Source organism: Streptomyces sp. NPDC031340 (assembly GCF_055569945.1).
This window is the reverse complement of sequence record NZ_JBVIIE010000020.1, coordinates 50089-68927: the sequence shown is the minus strand read 5'-3', so window position 1 is coordinate 68927 and position 18839 is coordinate 50089. Positions and strand designations below refer to the sequence as shown.

14 protein-coding genes are annotated in these 18839 nt (G+C 75.1%); 7 read left to right on the top strand and 7 right to left on the bottom strand.

Annotated elements, in window-relative coordinates; genetic code table 11:
• Positions 1-43: 43 nt before the first annotated feature.
• The gene (locus ACZ5GT_RS17735; protein WP_469023977.1) at positions 44-1219 is read right to left on the bottom strand and encodes a thiolase C-terminal domain-containing protein; all 1176 of its coding nucleotides are present in this window, start codon (positions 1217-1219) and stop codon (positions 44-46) included.
• A 76-nt stretch (positions 1220-1295) separates the two neighbouring features.
• Between ACZ5GT_RS17735 and ACZ5GT_RS17730 the strand changes: the two genes are divergently transcribed.
• On the top strand, positions 1296-2516 hold the full coding sequence (locus tag ACZ5GT_RS17730) for an acyl-CoA dehydrogenase family protein (protein ID WP_469023971.1): 1221 nt from the start codon (positions 1296-1298) through the stop codon (positions 2514-2516).
• Entirely contained in the window at positions 2513-2989 is a 477-nt protein-coding gene (locus tag ACZ5GT_RS17725; RefSeq protein ID WP_469023964.1) for a nitroreductase family deazaflavin-dependent oxidoreductase, read from the top strand. Before ACZ5GT_RS17730 ends, ACZ5GT_RS17725 begins: the two co-directional genes overlap by 4 nt.
• 235 nt (positions 2990-3224) lie before the next feature.
• Here the strand turns inward: ACZ5GT_RS17725 and ACZ5GT_RS17720 are convergent, their stop codons facing one another.
• Positions 3225-3860 (bottom strand): TetR family transcriptional regulator, encoded by a 636-nt coding sequence (locus tag ACZ5GT_RS17720; RefSeq protein ID WP_469024243.1) that lies wholly within the window; start codon positions 3858-3860, stop codon positions 3225-3227.
• A gap of 134 nt (positions 3861-3994) precedes the next feature.
• Between ACZ5GT_RS17720 and kbpA the strand changes: the two genes are divergently transcribed.
• Together kbpA and ACZ5GT_RS17710 are read left to right on the top strand one after the other, a co-directional pair.
• Entirely contained in the window at positions 3995-4717 is a 723-nt protein-coding gene (kbpA, locus tag ACZ5GT_RS17715) for an AfsK-binding protein KbpA (protein ID WP_469023957.1), read from the top strand.
• A gap of 179 nt (positions 4718-4896) precedes the next feature.
• Positions 4897-7230, top strand: coding sequence for an outer membrane protein assembly factor BamB family protein (locus ACZ5GT_RS17710; RefSeq protein ID WP_469023951.1), 2334 nt, complete (start codon positions 4897-4899; stop codon positions 7228-7230).
• A gap of 721 nt (positions 7231-7951) precedes the next feature.
• Here the strand turns inward: ACZ5GT_RS17710 and ACZ5GT_RS17705 are convergent.
• The 3 genes from ACZ5GT_RS17705 to ACZ5GT_RS17695 all read right to left on the bottom strand — a co-directional run bounded on the left by ACZ5GT_RS17705 (position 7952) and on the right by ACZ5GT_RS17695 (position 10378).
• A complete protein-coding gene (locus ACZ5GT_RS17705) occupies positions 7952-8716 on the bottom strand; it encodes an enoyl-CoA hydratase/isomerase family protein (protein ID WP_469023948.1) in 765 nt (254 codons plus the stop codon).
• 77 nt (positions 8717-8793) lie between these two features.
• A complete protein-coding gene (locus ACZ5GT_RS17700; protein ID WP_469023946.1) occupies positions 8794-9213 on the bottom strand; it encodes a Zn-ribbon domain-containing OB-fold protein in 420 nt (139 codons plus the stop codon).
• Positions 9214-9220: 7 nt separating this feature from the next.
• Complete coding sequence (locus tag ACZ5GT_RS17695) at positions 9221-10378, bottom strand: lipid-transfer protein (protein ID WP_469023941.1); 1158 nt, start codon at positions 10376-10378, stop codon at positions 9221-9223.
• 104 nt (positions 10379-10482) lie between these two features.
• Between ACZ5GT_RS17695 and ACZ5GT_RS17690 the strand changes: the two genes are divergently transcribed.
• Positions 10483-12090, top strand: coding sequence for a FadD3 family acyl-CoA ligase (locus ACZ5GT_RS17690; RefSeq protein WP_469024240.1), 1608 nt, complete (start codon positions 10483-10485; stop codon positions 12088-12090).
• A gap of 862 nt (positions 12091-12952) precedes the next feature.
• On the opposite strand, the gene ACZ5GT_RS17685 is transcribed toward ACZ5GT_RS17690, so the two are convergent.
• Both ACZ5GT_RS17685 and afsR read right to left on the bottom strand, forming a co-directional pair.
• Positions 12953-13138, bottom strand: a complete 186-nt coding sequence (locus ACZ5GT_RS17685; RefSeq protein ID WP_324783332.1) for a hypothetical protein — start codon at positions 13136-13138, stop codon at positions 12953-12955.
• Positions 13139-13341: 203 nt separating this feature from the next.
• Positions 13342-16386: an SARP-family global regulator AfsR gene (gene afsR / locus ACZ5GT_RS17680; RefSeq protein WP_469023930.1), complete on the bottom strand. Its 3045-nt coding sequence runs from the start codon at positions 16384-16386 to the stop codon at positions 13342-13344.
• Positions 16387-16591: 205 nt separating this feature from the next.
• Here afsR and ACZ5GT_RS17675 point away from each other — a divergent pair, with 205 nt between their 5' ends.
• Positions 16592-17833 carry an amidohydrolase family protein gene (locus ACZ5GT_RS17675; RefSeq protein WP_469023925.1) on the top strand — a complete coding sequence of 414 codons (1242 nt, stop codon included), beginning with the start codon at positions 16592-16594 and terminating at the stop codon, positions 17831-17833.
• A gap of 101 nt (positions 17834-17934) precedes the next feature.
• Positions 17935-18837 (top strand): LLM class F420-dependent oxidoreductase, encoded by a 903-nt coding sequence (locus ACZ5GT_RS17670; RefSeq protein WP_469024236.1) that lies wholly within the window; start codon positions 17935-17937, stop codon positions 18835-18837.
• Positions 18838-18839: the final 2 nt, after the last annotated feature.

Sequence of the window (18839 nt, the reverse complement as noted above, 5' to 3'; positions counted from 1 at the left end):
TCTGTGATGCCCGTCGCCATGACATCCGTGAGAGCGTCCCGGCTCAGTCCCGGCCCAGCACCACCGTCCCCGACGAGCAGAACCAGCCCCCGGTGCCGGAGGCCACGCCCAGGCGGGGGACGCCGCCGTCGCGGGCGCGCACCTGCCGGGCGCCCGCCTCGCCCCGGAGCTGCCGTACCGCCTCGACCAGCAGGAACAGGCCGCGCATGCCGGGGTGCTGGGCCGACAGGCCGCCCCCGTCCGTGTTCACCGGCAGCTCGCCGCCCTCCACCCTGAGCCGGTCCTTCCCCACGAACGCCCCGCCCTCGCCCTTCGCGCAGAAGCCGAGGTCCTCCAGGGTCACCAGCGTCATGTACGTGAACGCGTCGTAGATCTCGGCGAAATCCATCTCCCGCGGCCGCACCCCCGCCCGCCCGAACGCCAGCCGGCCGCTCACCGCCGCCGGGGAGACCGTGAAGTCGGGCCACTCGGACATCGCGGCGTGCGAGACGTGCTCCCCGGTGCCCAGCACCCACACCGGGGCGCCGCGGCAGTCCCGTACGTACTCCTCGGCGGCGAGCAGCACCGCCGCGCCCCCGTCGGAGCGGAGGCAGCAGTGCAGCTTGGTGAACGGGTCGGCGATCATCGGGCCGGAGAGCACTTCGTCCACGGTGATCGGGTCCCGGAACATCGCCTCCGGGTTGAGGGCCGCGTTGGCCCGCGCCTGCACGGCGACCGACGCCAACTGCTCGATCGTCGTGCCGTGTTCGATCATGTGGCGGCGGGCCGCCATCGCGTACTTGGCGATCAGTGTGTGGCCGTAGGGGACCTCGAACTGCAGCGGGCCGCGCGAGCCGAAGGCGAGGTCGCCGGTCCGGCGGCCCGCGCGGACGTCGGCGCGGGCGGTCGAGCCGTAGGCCAGCAGGACGGCGTTCGCATGACCCGCGGCGATCGCGTCCGCCGCGTGGGCGGCCATGACCTCCCAGGTGGAACCGCCGACGGAGGTGGAGTCGACCCAGGTCGGGCGCAGGCCCAGGTACTCGGCGACCTCGACGGGGGCGAGCGTGCCCAGGCCCGCCGAGGCGAACCCGTCGACATGGCGGCGCTCCAGCCCGGCGTCCGCCAGCGCGCGGCGGGCCGCCTGCGCGTGCAGGGCGTAGGGGGTGGTGGCGTCGAGCCGCCCGCAGTCGGCGAGGGCCACGCCCACCACGGCGACGTTCCGGCTGCTGCCGCGAGCCATCCGCGTTCTCCTCCCCCTGGGCATCTGGGTCCGGCCCTCCTAATATGACGGACCGTCAGATGCGGAGGGAAGGGTCATGGACGCAACGTTCACCGCCGAGCAGGACGACATCCGCCGCACCCTGCGCGAACTGCTCCGCAAGCGATGCCGGTCACCGGAGCTGCGCGCGGCCGTCGACACCCCGGCGGGCCACGACCCGCTGCTGTGGACCGCCCTCGCCGCACAGCTCGGCCTGCCCGGCCTCGCGCTCCCGGAGGCCCACGGCGGGGCCGGCTGCACGGTCACCGAGCTCGCCCTGGCCTGCGAGGAGACCGGCCGGGTGCTCGCGCCGTCGCCGCTGACGGCCACCGCCGTCCTCGCCGCGCCGCTGCTGCTCGCCCTCGGCACCGCGGCCCAGCGCGCCCGGCTGCTGCCCCGCATCGCCTCCGGCGAGCTCACCGCCGCCCTCGCGGTGCCCGGCCCCCGCCTCGCCACCGCGCTCGCGCTGACCGGCGGCAACGGCGGCGACTGGGCCGGCGGCGGACGGGCCGGGGGTGTGCAGGCCCGGCGGGCGGGGGAGAGCTGGCGGCTGTACGGGCAGGCCGAGCAGGTGCTCGACGGGCACAGCGCCGGCCTGCTGCTGGTCGCCGCGCACACCGGCGGCTTCGCCCGGTCGCGCACCCTGCTGTTCCTGGTGCGCGGGGACGCCGGCGGGCTCGTCCGGGTACGGCAGACCGCCCTGGACACGACCCGGCCGCAGGCCCGCCTGGAGCTGCGGGACGTGGCGGCGGAGCTGCTGGGCGGGGACGCGGAGGACGAGCGCGGCGCGGTTCTCGCCGCCCTGGCCGCCGTCGGCGACGCCGCCGCGGCCGTCCTGGCGTGCGAGGCCGTCGGAGCCGCCGACCGGGCGCTGGAGCGGACCGTGGAGTACGTGAAGCGGCGCGAGCAGTTCGGCCGGGCCATCGGCTCCTTCCAGGCGGTCAAGCACCGGCTGGCCGACGTGTACGTCAAGGTCCAGGCGGCGCGCTCGGCGGCGTACTACGCGGCCTGGGCCGCCGCGCACGGGGAGCGGGCCGGCGCCCTCGCCCTCGCGCAGGGACTGGAGGCGCTGCGCGCCGCGGCCGCCGACGGGATCCAGCTGCACGGCGGGATCGGTTTCACCTGGGAGGACGACGCGCACCTGTACTTCAAGCGCGCCTGGGGCGACGAGCTGCTGTTCGGGCCGGTGCACCGGCTGCGGGCGCACGCCGCCGACGCGGCGCACCTCTTCGAGCAGGGGCACGAGCAGAGTTACGAGCAGGGGCGGGTGACGGTGTGAGCGTCGAGCGGATCGTGCAGAAGGTGTCCGCGACCCGGGGCTTCGCCCGGGTGGCCCCGCACGTCGTCCCGCGGCTCGACCGGGCCGTCCACCGGCTCACCCGCGGCCGGGTGCTGCTGAGCGCGCTGATGCTGCCGGGCGTCGTACTGACCGCGAGGGGCGCGCGCAGCGGCCTGCCCCGCCGCACCCCGCTCGCCTGCGTGCCGGAGGAAGGCGGGCGCGGCTGGCTCCTCGTCGGCTCCAACTTCGGCCGCCCCGGCCATCCGGCCTGGACCCACAACCTCCTCGCCCACCCGGACGCCGAGATCAGCTTCCGGGGCCGGGACATCCCGGTGACGGCGCTGCTGCTGGAGGGTGAGGAGCGGGCGGCGGCCTGGCGGGCGGCAGTGGCCCTGTGGCCGCCGTACGCCGCGTACCAGGCGCGGGTGGAGCGGGAGATCCGGCTGTTCCGGCTCGTCCGGCGGGACGCTTAGCGCGCTTCCCCGCGGCGCCGCGAGCCGCGGGTCGTGGGGCGCCCGCACAGCAAGGCAGGCGGCGGCTCACTCCCGTGAACCGCCGCCTGCCGGACAGGACGTCAGAAGAACTATGGCAATTTTGACAACTTCGGAAACTTTGGAAACTTCCGGAACTTCAGGAGCTTCCCGAACTTCGGGAGCTTCTTGAACTTCGGCATCTGGGGAAACTTCGGAAACCTGAAGACCGCGGGAACTACCTCGTCGGCTTCCGGCCGGTCACGCCCAGGTGCACCAACAGCGCCAGGTTGGGCTTCAGTTCGGCCTGCTTGACGCCCCAGGAGGTGAAACCCTTCTGGTGCGAGGCCACGGCCGCCAGCATCGCCACCAGCGAACCCGCCACGGCGGCCGGGTTCACGTCCTTGTCGACGCGGCCCTTGGCCTGCAGCCCGGCGACGGCGTCCGCGAGGGAGTTGTTCACCGAGTTCAGGATCTTCATGCGGATCTTGTAGAACCGCTTGTCGCCCTCGGCCGCCCCGAGATCGACGACGCGCAGGATCGCGTCGTGCTTGCGCCAGAACTCCAGAAACCCGTCGACGAGTTCCTGGGCGGTCTGCCAGCCCGCCTTGCCGGTCCACGAGCGGCCCTCGAGCAGCTCGGTCAATCCGGCCCCGTCGGCGGCCATTTGCTCGGCGATCTCCAGGACGGCGCCCTCGACGTCCGGGAAGTACTGGTAAAAGGTCGCGGGCGACGTACCGGCCTTCCGGGCGACATCGATGACCTTGACGTCCCGGTAGGGGGAGGAGCTGAGCATCTCGCTGAGGCAGTCGAGCAGCTTCTGCCGGGTCGCCTGCCCACGCCGGCCGGCCACGCGGCCGTCGACGGTACGCACTTGTCCTGTCATGTCGTCAGCTTACCGAGGGGTGATGGGAGCGCGATTCGGCCGACTGCAAATGGGGTGCCCGGGTGATAAGAGACGGGTGCGCCTGGTCTGCGCGGTGCGTGCGTCGCCGCTACGTTTGCCGCATGGCCGAAAACAGGGCATCCGCATACGCAGAGGGCGTCCCGTGCTGGGTGGACGCCCAGCTTCCCGACGTCGAGGCGGGCAAGCGCTTCTACGGTGAACTCTTCGGGTGGACCTTCGAGGAGTCGTACGGGGCGTCCACCTGGGCGCTGAAGGACGGCGCCCCCGTCGCCGCGCTCGCGCACAAGACCGACGGGCGGATGCCCACCGTCTGGACGGTGTACTTCGCCACCCCGGACGCGGAAGCACTCGCCCGCCGCGTCCGGGACGCCGGCGGGCAGGTCGTCGTCGTGCCCGTCCCGGTCGGCGACCTGGGCACGGCGGCGCTGGTCACCGATGCCGAGGGGGCCGTGTTCGGCCTGTGGCAGCCGGGCCGCCACGCCGGTTTCGGCAGGCGGCACGAGCCGGGCACGTTCGCCTGGGCGGAGCTGTACGCCCGCGACACCGAGCGCGCCAACGGCTTCTACGGCGGCCTCTTCCACGACGCCCTGTTCGGGCCCGGCGCCCGGCCCGACTTCGGCCGCGCCGCCGTCTCCGACGTCTTCCCCGCCGAGATGCCGCCCCACTTCCTCGTCCACTTCGCGGTCGAGGACTGCGTGGCCGCGCTGGAGGCGGTGCACCGGCTCGGCGGGCGGGTGCAGGCGCCGCCGTTCTCCACCTCGTACGGACTGGTCGCCGTCGTCACCGACAATCAGGGGGCGTCGTTCGCGCTGCTGCAACGCTGACCGGCGGATTTCCGTCCGGTATGGGGGGAGACACCCCGCTTCGACCCCGGGTTCGCAACCAGTGCCCCGGGCAGGAAGAATCGGGGTGCGTGCCGCCATGGCGGTGCGGTGGTGAGACGCTGCACTTCGGTCGCGTGAACATGTCGGTGGCGCGGCTCGTACGGGGAGGTGGCAGGCAAGTGGTGGATCAGCTGACGCAGCACGATCCGCGGAGGATCGGGCCGTTCGAGGTGCTGGGACGGCTGGGCGCCGGCGGCATGGGGCTGGTCTATCTCGCGCGCTCGGCGTCCGGCCGACGCGTGGCGATCAAGACGGTGCGCACGGAGCTCGCCGAGGACCAGCTGTTCAGGGTGCGCTTCACGCGCGAGGTGGAGGCCGCGCGGGCGGTCTCCGGCTTCTACACGGCGGCCGTCGTCGACGCCGACCCCCGGGCGGCCGTGCCGTGGCTGGCCACCGCGTACGTCCCCGCGCCCTCCCTGGAGGAGATAGTCAACGAGTGCGGGCCGCTCCCGGCCCAGGCGGTGCGCTGGCTGGCCGCGGGCGTCGCCGAGGCGCTCCAGTCGATCCACGGCGCCGGCCTCGTCCACCGCGACCTCAAGCCCTCGAACGTCCTGGTCGTCGAGGACGGCCCGCGGGTGATCGACTTCGGTATCGCCTCCGGCGTCTCGAACACCCGTTTGACGATGACGAACGTCGCCGTCGGCACGCCCGCCTACATGTCCCCGGAGCAGGCCAAGGACTCCCGGAGCGTGACCGGCGCGAGCGACGTGTTCTCGCTCGGCTCGATGCTGGTCTTCGCCGCCACCGGGCACCCGCCCTACCACGGCGCCAACCCGGTCGAGACGGTCTTCATGCTGCTGCGCGAGGGCCCGGACCTGGAGGGCCTCCCGGACGAGCTGCGCCCGCTCATCGAGTCCTGCATGCAGATGGACGCCACCGCCCGGCCCAACCCGGCCGACCTCCAGGCCCAGCTCGCGCCCCACCTCTTCGGTTCCGGCTCCGACGACAGCGGCACGGCGTCCGCGTGGCTGCCCGAGCGGGCGGTCGGCCTGATCGAGACCCGCCGAGGCGGCCGCCCGGCGGTGAAGCCCGGACCGGGCGCCGGACGCGGCGGCGGCCGGGTCGCCCCCGTGCCGCCCCCGCCCCCGCACGACCCGGTGGTGCCGGCGCCGGTCGGCGCCCCGGACACCGGCCCCGTCCGGCTGGCCGGCGCCCCGGTGCCCATCGGCCCCGGACCGCGGGTCTCCGACGTGCGCGCCGCCGCCGTGAAGGCGCCGCCGCCGGAGGCCGCCCTGGCCGCCACCTGGACCAAGGCCCGCCCCGGCGTGGGCGGCGCCGACCCCGCCGTGCCGGCGCCGCCGCCCGCGCCGCCGGAGACCGCGGCCGGCTGGCGCCCCTGGCGTTTCCGCATGTCCAACGACGTGTGGGGGACCCCGTCCGTCTTCGGCGACCTCGTCTACGTCACCTCCTTCGAGGTGCACGCCCTCGACGTGGCCACCGGCCGCCGCCGCTTCAAGACGCGGGACGTCGCCTGGTCGATGGCGGTCGCGGACGGCCGTATCCACGCCTCCGACGGGCCGACCCTGTTCGCCCTGGAGTGCCGGGAGGGCGCCGACCTGTGGCGGCTGAGCACCGACGCCTGGGTGTACTCCCTGCACGCCGACCGCGGCACCGTCGTCACCGGCACCCGGGGCGGCGGCGTCCAGGCGTGGGAGGCCTCCAACGGGCAGAAGCTGTGGGAGATCAGCGGGGCGCAGACCGACTTCGAGACCCCGGAGGCCGGCCCCGCGGTGCACGAGGGCACCGTGTACGTCTGGCAGGACGCCCGGCTGCGCGCCCTCGACGCGCGCACCGGCGACGAGCGCTGGTCGTACCCGATCGGCGACGCGGCCTCCTGCGGGGGCGTGCCGCTGCGGCTGACGCACGCGCCGGACGGCTACGTGTACGTGTCGGCCGGCACCCGCGTGCTGGCCCTGGACGTGGCGAGCGGGCACGTCCGCTGGCACTTCGAGGCCCCTGCGGTCTTCCTCTGCCCGCCCGCCTTCGCGCCGGGCCCCGCGGTGACCGGCGGCGGCATCTACCTCGCCGACTACCTCGGCACCGTGTACGCCCTGGACGCCACCGACGGACGCGACCGCTGGCGCATCGCCACCGAGTCACGCACGTCGACCGAGCCGGTCCTGGTGGCCGCCGGGCACGTGCACGTCGGCAGCGGCAAGGGGCTCTACACGCTGGACGCCGTCACCGGCACGCCCAAGTGGCGCTTCCAGGCGGGCGGCGACATCGTGGGCGCCCCGGCGGTGGCCGAGGGCCGCATCCACTTCGGCTCGACGGACCACCTGCTGTACACCCTGAAGGCCGACGACGGACGGCTGCGCTGGAAGCTGGCCACCGGCGGCGAGATCACCGGCTCCCCGGTCGTCAAGGACGGGGTGGTGTACGCCTGCAGCAAGGACCGGTGCGTGTACGCCCTGGACGCGGAGAAGGGCACGGGCACGGCACGCACCACGTGACGCGGTACCGGGCCCGGCCGGGCGGGAGGGTACGCGCGGACCGCGTGACGCGGTACTGGCCGGGGCGGGGACGGCGACGGGTGGACGCGGACCGCGTGACGCGGTGCCGGGCCCGGCCGGGCGGTGACGGGTACGCGCGGACCGCGTGACCGGGTACTGGGCGGGGCGGCGACGAGCACCCGGACCGCGTGACGCGGTGCCGGGCTGTGCCCGGCCGGGCCCGGCGCGGAACCTGTGTGGCGGTACCGGGCAGCGCCCGGGGACGGCCGTCGTGCCGGGCGCACGGAAGGAGTTCCGGACGGCGGCCGTCGCTGCCGGGAGCGGGGGTCCGCGGTGGCGTCGTCACCGCTCACGCCCCAGACGCTACGCCCGGTGCACACCACCTGCCACCCGAGACCCTCCGACCCCCTCGGCCCCAGCACCCGCCGTCGCGACGAGTGCCGTCACTCCGCCGGGCACCTGACCGGTCGCCCGGCTTCTGAGGACCCCGGTGACGACGGTCCGCGGCCCTCGCCGGGTGCCGGCGGCGGCGCATCAGCAGGTTCCGGCAGGTCCGGTGGTCTGCCCGGCGTCCCGTGGCCCGGCCGGCCGCCTGGTGACGCGACGGTGCCAACGGGGTACGTGGCGCCCGCGCGGCCCTTCGCCGGGCGCGCGGGACGGCTGCGGCAGGTGTGGCAGGCCGGCCTGCGGACCACGGGTCCGGCCGGTCGATCGGCCGGGGTCAGCGAACGTGGAAGTCCCGGGCGCGGGCGCTGAAGAGTTCCGCCTGTCGGCCGGGCGGCAGGTTGCCCAGGGCGATCAGGTGTGGGGACTGGGCGAACCCGGCGGCGAGCGCGGCCTCCCGGGCGGCCCACAGGGCCCGTACGGTGCCCTGTACGCCCGCGGCGGGATACCCGGCGATCACCGTGGCGCACGCGGTGGCCGCGGCCAGCGCTCCGCCGGGCTCGGTGACCTCGGAGACCAGGCCGATCTCGTGGGCGCGGCGGGCGCCGATCCGTTCCGCGGTCCCCATGAGCATCATCCGCGCGACCTCCCCGTACGGCATCCGCTGCGCCAGCAGCACCGACTCGTAGGCGCTGACCATCCCGTACGACGTGTGCGGGTCGAAGAAGGTGGCCGTCGGGTCGGCGACGACGAAGTCCGCCTCGCCCAGGAGGTAGAAGGCGCCCCCGCAGGCCATGCCCCGCACGGCGGCGACGACCGGCTTCCACAGGTCGTTGGACTTGGGCCCGACGCGCAGCAGCGGATCGTCGGTCATGTAGGGCGAGTCCGGCTGCGGCACCACCGCGTCCCGGTCCAGCCCGGTGCAGAAGGCGCGTTCGCCGGCGCCGGTGAGGACGACGGCGCGCACGGTGCCGTCGAAGCGCAGCCGGCGCCAGACCGAGCGCAGCTCGTCCCGCATCCGCAGGTCGATGGCGTTGAGCCGGCCGGGGCGGTCGAGGGTGACGACCGCGACGCCGGTGTCCGCGTCGGCCGAGACGGTCACCGTCGCAGGCGTCGCAGGCGTCGCAGGCGTCGCAGGCGTCGCAGGCGTCGCAGGCGCCGTATGCGGTGTCGGCGGCGTCACGGGCGCTCCAGGACCCACTGCGGCAGACCGGCGTCCGTGAAGACCGCCCGCACCCTCGCCCCGATCCGGACCCGTTCGCGCGGCACCGAGTCGAGCCGCGCCCCGGCCGCGGCGACCAGGTTGCCGACCAGCCGGACGCGGGGAGCGTCGTCGAGCTCGACGACGACCACGGTGTACGGCGCCTGCTCGGCGTAGGCGGGCAGCAGGGGCGGGTGGGGGACCACGTAGGACCAGACGCGTCCGCGGCCGTCCGTCGGACGCCACTCGGCGGCGAACGACCGGCAGTGCGGACAGCACGGGCGGGGCGGGAAGCGCGGCTCGCCGCAGTCGGCGCAGGTCTGCACGCGCAGCTCGCCGCGGCGGGCGTACTCCCAGAAGGGGGCGCCGTCGGCGTCGGGGACCGGGGTCAGCGTCATCCGGCGCTCAACTCCTCAGCAGCAGGGCGGAGGTGGGGACCCCTTCACCGGCGGTGACCAGGCAGGTCGCGGCGCCCGGCACCTGCGCGGTGCTCGTGCCGCGCAGCTGCTTGACGCCCTCGGTGATGAGGTTGAACCCGTGGACGTACGCCTCGGAGAGCCCGCCGCCCGACGTGTTCAGCGGCAGCCGTCCGCCGATCTCCAGCGCGCCCTGCTCGGTGAACGCGCCGCCCTCGCCGCGGCCGCAGAAGCCGTAGCCCTCCAGGGAGAGTGGGATCAGCACCGTGAACGCGTCGTAGATCTGGGCGACGTCCACGTCCTGGGGCGTGAGGTCGGCGTGCTTGAACAGGTGCCGGGCGGCGGTCCAGGCGGGGCCGGTGAGGGGGTCGTCGCACCAGTAGTTGACCATGCCGTGGTGCTGGGCGGGCAGGCCCTGGGCGGCGGAGTGCACGTACACCGGCCGCCGGCGGCAGTCGCGGGCGCGCTCGGCGGAGGTGACGACGCAGGCCAGCGCCCCGTCCGTCTCCAGGCAGTTGTCGAACAGGCACAGCGGCTCGCTGATCCACCTCGACGTCATGTACATCTCGCGGGTCAGCGGCCGGTCGTACATGACCGCGGCGGGGTTCTGGTTGGCCCGGTTGCGGCAGGCGAGGGCGACGTTGAAGAGGTGGTCGCGGGTGGCGCCGTACTCGTGCATGTAGCGGCGGGCCAGCACGGCGATCTCGTCCACCGGCCGCAGCAGCCCGGAGGGGCGGGTCCACTGGGCGGGCGTGGGCAGTTGGCGGACGGTGTCGGTCCACGGCCGGGGGCCGCTGCCGCGCTTGCGTGAGCGCCAGGCGACCCCGACGGTGGCCTGCCCGGCGGCGATCGCGGCCGCGAGGTGCGCCACGGTGGCGCAGGATCCGCCGCCGCCGTAGCCGACCTTGCTGAAGAAGGTGAGGTCGCCGAAGCCGGCCGACTTCGCCAGCTCCACCTCGTCGGTCTCCTCCATCGTGTAGGAGGCGAGCGCGTCGACCTCGCCGGGATCGATGCCGGCGTCGTCGAGGGCGGCGAGGACGGCCCGGCAGGCGAGCGTGCGCTCGTCCTCGGCGAGGTGTTTCGCGAACGCGGTCTGCCCGATGCCGACGATCGCGGTGGCGTCCTTGAACTCCCGGAGTCCTGCCATGCGTGGACGTACCTCCCCGTGCCGAGGTCGGCTGACAGTCCGTCAGGTTAGCGCTAATCTGACGGACAGTCAGCTACCGGGTGAGAGTGAGCTGGAGGCCGGTCGTGCGCGGTGACGTGGAGTGGGGCTCCGTCCCGGGTCTGGTCCGCTCGGCGGCCGAGCGGTACGCGGACACCGAGGCGGTCGTCGACGGCCGCACCCGGGTGTCGTACGCCGATCTCGGCGCCCGCGTGGAGCGCGCGGCGGCGGCCTGCATGGCGGCCGGGGTCTCGCCCGGCGACCGGGTGGCCGTCTGGGCGCCGAACTCGCTGGAGTGGATGGTGGCCGCGCTGGGCGCGGTGTCGGCGGGTGCGGTGCTGGTTCCGCTGAACACCCGCTTCAAGGGCGCGGAGGCGGCGTACGTGCTGGCGCGGTCGCGGGCGCGGCTGCTGCTGGTGACGGGGACCTTCTTGGGGACCTCGTACGTGGCGTCGCTGCGGCGGGCGGCGGGGGAGGGCGACGGGACCGGCCCGCTGCCCGGACTGCCGTCGCTGGAGCGGGTGGTGGTCTTCGCGGACGACACGCCGGCCGGATTCACGACCTGGAAGGACTTCCTGGCCGCCGGGGAGGGGGTGGGGGCGGGCGAGGTGCGGGCCCGTGCCGCGCGGATCGGCGGCGACCTGCCCTCGGACATCGTCTTCACGTCCGGCACCACCGGCCGCCCCAAGGGCGCGGTGATCACCCACGCGCAGACCCTGCGGGCCTACGAGGTGTGGGCGGACCTGGCGGGCCTGCGCCGCGGCGACCGCTACCTTATCGTGAACCCGTTCTTCCACACCTTCGGCTACAAGGCGGGCGTGATCGCGTGCCTGATGCGGGGCGCGACGATGATCCCGCAGCCGGTGTTCGACGCCGGCACGGTGCTGGCGAACATCGCCGCGGAGCGGGTGTCGGTGCTGCCCGGCCCGCCGACCCTGCACCAGTCGCTCCTCGACCACCCGGCGCGGGACGCCCACGACCTGTCCACCCTGCGCCTGGTGGTCACCGGGGCGGCGGTGGTGCCGCTGCGCCTGGTGGAGCGGCTGCGCGACGAACTGGGCGTCGGCACGGTCCTCACCGCCTACGGCCTGTCGGAGGCGAGCGGCATCGTCACGATGTGCCGTCGCGGCGACGCGCCCTCGGTGATCGCGTCGACGTCGGGGCGGGCGATCCCCGGCACCTCGGTGCGGGTGGTCGACGCGGACGGCGCGCCGCTGCCGGCCGGCCGCCCCGGCGAGGTCCTGGTCCGCGGGTTCAACGTGATGCGCGGCTACTTCGAGGACGAGGCCGCCACCGCCGAGGCGTTCACGCCGGACGGCTGGCTGCGCACCGGCGACGTGGGAGTGCTGGACGAGACGGGCAACCTGCGCATCACCGACCGCGTCAAGGACATGTTCGTCGTCGGCGGTTTCAACGCCTACCCGGCGGAGATCGAGCAACGGCTGTGCCTGCACCCGGAGGTGGCCGACGCCGCGGTGATCGGCGTCCCCGACGCCCGCCTGGGCGAGGTCGGCCGGGCCTACGTGGTGCGCAGCCCCGGCTCCCCGCTGACCGCCGACGACCTGATCGCCTGGTCCCGCCGCGAAATGGCCAACTACAAGGTCCCCCGCCAGATCCGCTTCGTCCCCGGCCTCCCCCGGAACGCGAGCGGCAAGGTACTCAAGCGGGAGCTGCGCGGCCAGGACAACACCTGACCCCGCCCCGGCCCGCCGGTCGTCCCCCGTCGCTCCGACCAGCCGGCCGGCGCGCCGACCCCCTCGGCCTGTCGGCCCCGCCTCGGCCTGTCGGCCCCGCCTCGGCCTGTCGGCCCCGCCTCGGCCTGTCGGCCCGTCCCCGGCTGTGCTGGCCCGCACTGGCCTGTCGGCCCTCGCCGGTCGCGCCGGTCCGCCCGTGCCAGGCCGGCCCGCGCGGGTGGCACCGGCCGTGTCGGGCGCGGCGTCCCCCTCGCCGGTCGCCCTCGCGGCTTCGGCCGTGTCGGCGGTAGCGGCGCTCTGGCCGTACCGCCGCAGCGGCGGTGCCGGTCCGTCCCCCCGGCCGGGCCGGCACCGCCGCTGCGGCGCCCCTTCCCGGCCTGCCGCACCACCTCGGCCACACGGCCCCACCCACCCCGGCCTGTCGGGCGGCCCTGGCCAGGCGGGCCCGCGCGGGTAGCGCCGGGCGTGTCGGGCGCGGCGTCCCCCTCGCCGGTCGCCCTCGCGGCTTCGGCCGTGTCGGTCGTAGCGGCGCTCCGGCCGACACGGACCGCATCGGTCGCGGCGGCACCTCCAGCCGCCTCCGGACGGCCCGGCGCCCACCGGTCGCGCCGCCGCACCGGCCCTGGCCGGAGCGTGGCAGCCGTGCCGGTCGCGGCCGCCCGCAGCGGGGCCCCCACCGGTGCTACCGGTCCGTCGGCCGTGCTGGCCACACCAGCCGGGCTGGAGCGGCCGCGGCCGGTACCGGCGGTACCCGTCCCCGCCCTGCCCGCCGTGCCGTCGTACCGGTCCGTCCCCCCGGCCGGCAGGCCGCCCGCGGCTCCCCTCCGTGCCGCCGTGGCCGGGTCCCGCGCGGGGCGGGGGGTCAGGCCGGTTCGTCGGTGACGTGGATGTTGTCCGTGGTGGCCGTGCCCGTGTCCTTCGTGGCCGTGGTCAGGGGCTCGTCGGTGACGTGGATGTTGTCCGTGCCGGCCGTGCCCGTGTCCTTGGTGCTGGTGGTCAGGGGCTCGTCCGTGACGTGGATGTTGTCCGTGCTGTTCTGGTCGCTCATGGCAACCCTCTTTCCTGGCAGTGCGGTTCGGTTCGGTTGAGGGACGGGATCCGTCCGGCGGCTCCCCCACGGGCTGCCGGACGGATCCCGTCGGCCGGGTCACCCTAAAGGGACCGGCCGGTGCCGTTCCGCCTGCCCCCCGACGCGACGGCCCGACAGATACGAGACTGCCCGGTCGCGATAAACGAACGATGAACGCCGGTTCAGGCGACCGGAGTCGGCCGCAGCAGACCCCGTACCTCGTCCGCCTCCGGCGCCTGCAGGGCGTCGAAGATCTCCAGGGCCTCCTGCCAGCACACCTGGGCCCGGTCGCGCTGCCCGATGCCGCTGAGGGCACGCCCCAGCACCGTGAGGACGTTGCCGCGCCGCCATTCCCCGCCGACCCCGCGCAGCAGCGTCAGCGCGGTCTCCGCGTGCACCGCCGCCCGCGCCGGACGACGGGCCGTGAGGTCCAGCTCCGCGAGGCGGAAGACGGTCATGCCCTCCCACAGCCGCTGCCGGCTGTCCCGGAACACCCGCAGCGCCTGCTCGAGGCACTCGGTCGCCTCCGCCAGCCGCCCGCTGCTGGTGAGCGCCAGACCCAGGGCGTACCGGCCGTTCGCCCCCTTCAGCGCGTGCCCCATGTCGTCGTACATCTCCGTGCCCTGCCGGGCCAGCGCCACCGCGCTGTCGGTGCGGCCGGTGGCCAGGTGGGTGCGCGAGAGGTTGCACAGGGCGCTCGCCTCACCCGGACGGTCGCCCACGGCGCGGAAGTTGTCCAGCGCGCGGGTGAAGTGCCGCTCGCTGTCCGCGTACCGGCTCTGGTACATCGCGATCGCGCCGCTGGCGTTCGACGACCAGCAGCTGGTGAGCGGATCGCCGGCCGCCTCGGCGAGCTCGGTCGCCCGGTCCGCCTCCCGGCCCGCCTCGTCGAACCGGGTGCCGGAGATGTGGTGCACGAAGGCCAGCGCCATGTACGCCCGCCCCTCCGCGCGCCGGTCCCCGGCCTCCTGCGCCACCTCCCGCAGCCGGGCCGCGACCGCCTCGTACTCCCGGGAGTTGGTGCCCGACTCCGCCAAATCGCAGGCCGCCCACAGGACGTCCACGGCGCGCCGGACCGTCTTCGGCCGCGCCGACTGCCGCACGCAGGCCAGCAGCGACACCGCCTCCGAGTACAGCCAGTCCTGCGCCGCGTGCCGGTCCGCGAAGGACAGCCCCGGCCGGCCGGCCCGTTCCAGGTGGTCCACCAGCCGGTCCCCGGGCCGCTCGATCAGGTACACCGCGGCCGCCGTCGCCAGGTAGAAGTCCAGCAGCCGGGACAGCGCCGCCTCACGCTCGCTGGGCGGCTGTTCGTCGCGCTCCGCGCACGCACGCGCGTAGAGGCGTACGAGATCGTGGTAGCGGTAGCGGCCGGGCGCCGCCGACTCCAGCAGGGACGTGTCGACCAGCGACTCCAGCAGGTCCTCCGTCTCCTGCGGCGGCAGGTCCAGGACGGCCGCGGCGGCCGCCAGGGAGACGTCCGGGCCGTCCGCCAGGCCCAGCAGCCGGAACGCGCGGGCCTGGGCCGGCTCCAGCTGGCCGTAGCCGAGTTCGAAGGTCGCCTTGACCGCCAGGTCGCCCGCCTGGAGCTCGTCCAGCCGGCGCCGCTCGTCGGCCAGCTTGGCCGCCAGCACGGACACCGTCCACGTCCGGCGCGCCGCCAGCCGGGACGCCGCGATCCGGATCGCCAGCGGCAGGAAGCCGCACGCCGCCACCACGTCCAGCGCCGCCTCGCGCTCGGACGCCACCCGTTCCTCGCCGACGATCCTGGTGAACAACTGCAGCGCCTCGTCCGGCGCCATCACGTCCAGGTCCACCAGGTGCGCCCCGGCCAGGTCGACCATCCGCACCCGCGAGGTGACGAGGGCCGCGCAGCCCTCGGTGCCGGGCAGCAGGGGCCGTACCTGCGCCGCGTCCCGCGCGTTGTCCAGCAGCACCAGCACCCGGCGGCCGTCCAGCACGGAGCGGTACAGGGCCGCCCGCTCGTCGAGGGAGTCCGGGATCGCCGAGTCGGGCGTGCCGAGCGCCTTGAGGAAGGAACCCAGCACCGTCTCCGGCTCCGCGGCCCGCTGGCCCGCGCCCTGCAGGTCGACGTAGAGCTGGCCGTCGGGGAACGCGGTCCGCGCCTGGTGCGCCACGTGCACCGCGAGCGTCGTCTTGCCCACGCCGCCGATGCCGGCCAGCGCCGACACCGCCATCACCCGGCCCCCGTCCGAGGCCAGCACCTCGCCGAGTTCCCTCACGAACGCCGCCCGGCCGGTGAAGTCGGGCACCGTGGCGGGCAGTTGCGCCGGGCGGACAGGCGCGGCGGCGGGCTCGGGGGCGGGGGCCGGCGCCTCCGCCAGGCCCGGGTCGGCACGCAGGATGCGCTGCTGGAGCGCGCGCAGGCCGGGGCGCGGGTCGACGCCGAGTTCGTCGGCCAGCAGCCGCCGGGTGTCCGCGTACACCGCCAGCGCCTCCGCCTGGCGTCCGCTGCGGTACAGCGCCAGCATCAGCAGCTCGCGCAGCCGTTCGCGCAGCGGGTGCGCCGCGGTCAGCGCGGTCAGCTCCGAGACCGCCTCCGCGTGGCAGCCCTGCTCCAGGTCCATGTCCAGCCGGGTTTCGAGGAGTTGCAGCCGCCACTCCTCCAGGCGGACCCGCTGCGCCTCCGCGTACGGCCCCGGTACGCCCGCCAGGGGCTCCCCGTCCCACAGGGCGAGCGCCCGGTTCAGCCCCTCGCGGGCCCGGCCCAGGTCCCCGGCGGCGCGGGCCTTCTCCGCCTCGGCCGCCAGGTCCTGCGCCACCGCCAGGTCCAGCGCGCCCTCGCCGAGGCCGCGCACCGCGTAGCCGCCCGACTCGCTGACCAGCACGCCGGGCCCGAACGCCTTGCGCAGCCGTGAGGCGTACGTCCGCACCGCCGCCAGCGCCTGCGATGGCGGCTCCTCGCCCCACAGCGCGTCGATCAGCTCGGCCGCGGTGGCCGTCCGCCCCTCCCGCAGCAACAGGGCCGCAAGCAGCGCGCGTTGCTGCGGGGAGCCGGTGCCGACCGGTTCCCCGCCCCGCCGGGCGCGCACCGGTCCGAGCACGCCGAAACGCAGCTCCGCGGCCGCTGCCGGCTCCGCGGGCTCCGCGGGCGCCGCGGGCTCCGCCGGTGCCGCAGGCTTCCCGGCCTCCGCAGGCGCCGCGGGCTTCGCCGTGGGCCCGGGGCGCCCCTGCTCCGGCACCCCCGGCACCCCCGGTACACCGTCCATCGCCGTCCCCCTCGACTTGTTGACAACCCGGTCAGTCTGCCTTGTCCACGCCGGATGTGGCAGCCGAGGAGAGGCCCGTCACAGACGACCGCACGGACACCACAATCCCCTCACAGTCGCCACGCACGCTTCCGCACAGACCCGAGCACGAGAACCGCCTCCGGTATAGCTGACGGACCGTCAGATCGGCGCTACGGTGGCCGCCATGGACACCCAGACCGCCAGGGACACCCAAGCCGAATTCCCCCTGATCATCTCCGTCGACGACCACACCGTGGAGCCGCCGGACGTCTGGCGGGACCGCCTGCCGGCGAAGTACCGGGACACCGGGCCGCGGATCGTGCGGGCGCCGCTGAAGGACATGACCTTCCTCGGCGGCCGGTTCAAACCGGTGATGGGCGCACCGGGCGACGACGGCCCGCTCGGCGACTGGTGGGTCTACGAGGACCTGCACCGCCCGCTGACCCGGCTGGACACGGCGGTCGGCTACGACCGGGACGAGATCAGGCTCGAGGTCATCACCTACGAGCAGATGCGGCCCGGCTCCTACGACGTGCCGCGGCGCCTGGCGGACATGGACGTCAACCACGTCCAGTCCGCCCTCTGCTTCCCCACCTTCCCCCGCTTCTGCGGCCAGACCTTCACCGAGGCGGCGGACCGGGAGCTCGCGCTGCTGTGCGTGCGCGCCTACAACGACTGGATGGTGGAGGAGTGGTGCGGGCCCGAGGCGCACGGCCGGCTGATCCCGCTCACCATCGTCCCGCTGTGGGACGCCGAACTCGCCGCCCGCGAGGTCCGGCGCAACGCCGAACGCGGCGTGCGCGCCGTCGCGTTCTCCGAGATACCGCCGCACCTGGGCCTGCCGTCCGTGCACACCGACGACTGGGACCCCTTCCTCGCCGCCTGCGCCGAGACCGGCACCGTCGTCGCCATGCACATCGGCTCCAGCAGCCGCATGCCGTCCACCTCCAAGGACGCCCCGCCCGCCGTCGGGTCCACCATCACCTTCGCCAACTGCTGCTTCTCGATGGTCGACTGGCTGATGAGCGGGAAGTTCGAGCGGTTCCCCGGGCTGAAAGTCATGTACGCCGAGGGGCAGATCGGGTGGATCCCGTACATCCTCGAACGCGCCGACGTGGTGTGGGAGGAGAACCGCGGCTGGGGCGGCGTCGCCGACAAGGTGCGCCGGCCGCCCTCCGAGCTGTTCGCCGGGCACGTGTACGGCTGCTTCTTCGACGACGCCTTCGGCCTGCGCAACCTCGACTCCATCGGCGTCGCCAACGTCCTGTACGAGACCGACTACCCGCACTCCGACTCCACCTGGCCGAAGTCGCGGGAGGTCGGCGAGGCGCAGATGGGGCACCTGGAGGCCGACGTCGTCGAGCGGATCGTCCGCCGCAACGCGATCGAGCTGCTGGGCCTCACCCCCGAGGGGCTGTGGCGGTGACCGCCCCCGTCCCCGTCCCGGCCCCCGTCCCGGCCCCCGCCCCCGTCCCGGCCCCCGCCCCCGCACCCGCCCCGGCCCCCGCGCCCGCCTTGGCGTACGGCATGCAGTTGCCCGTCCAGTCGCTGAGCACCCTCTACGCCGAGCCGTGGGAGGCGGACGCCGGCCCCACGGACCTCGTCGAGATCGCCCGCGTCGCCGACCGGACCGGCTTCGCCTACCTCGCCTGCTGCGACCACGTCGCCGTCCCGCGCCGGCTGGCCGACGCCATGGGCACGACCTGGTACGACCCCGTCGCCACCCTCGCCTTCCTGGCGGGCGTGACCGAGCGCGTGCGGCTGCTCAGCCACGTCGCCGTCGTCGGCCTGCGGCACCCCCTGCTGACCGCCAAGCAGTACGCCACCCTCGACCGGCTCAGCGGCGGCCGGCTGATCCTCGGGGTCGGGGCCGGGCACGTGCGGGAGGAGTTCGAGGCGCTCGGAGTGGACTTCGCCCGGCGCGGCGCCGTGCTGGACGAGTGCGTGGACGCCCTGCGCGCCGCGCTCGGCCCGCAGGAGTTCCCCGAACACCACGGCAAGCGCTACGACTTCGAGGGCCTCGGCCAGCGTCCCCGGCCGGTGCAGGACCGCATCCCGCTCTGGGTCGGCGGCTCCTCGCCCGCCGCGGTGCGCCGGGCCGCCCTCAGGGGCGACGGCTGGCTGCCGCAGGGCGACCCGCGCGAGCGGCTGCCCGCGCAGATCGCCGAGCTGCGGCGGCTGCGCGACGGGGCGGGCATCGAGGAGCCCTTCACCGTCGGCGCCCTCACCGAGCCCCTGTACGTCGGCACGCCCGCCTGGGACGTCGGGCGGCGCACCCTCACCGGGCCCGCGGAGGCGCTCGCCGAGTCGCTGCGCGCCTACCGCGCGATGGGCGTGCACCAGATCCAGGTGCGGTTCCGCTGCCGCGACCGCGCCGAACTCACCGACCAGATGGCGGCGTTCGCCGCCGACATCGCCCCCCACCTGTAGTC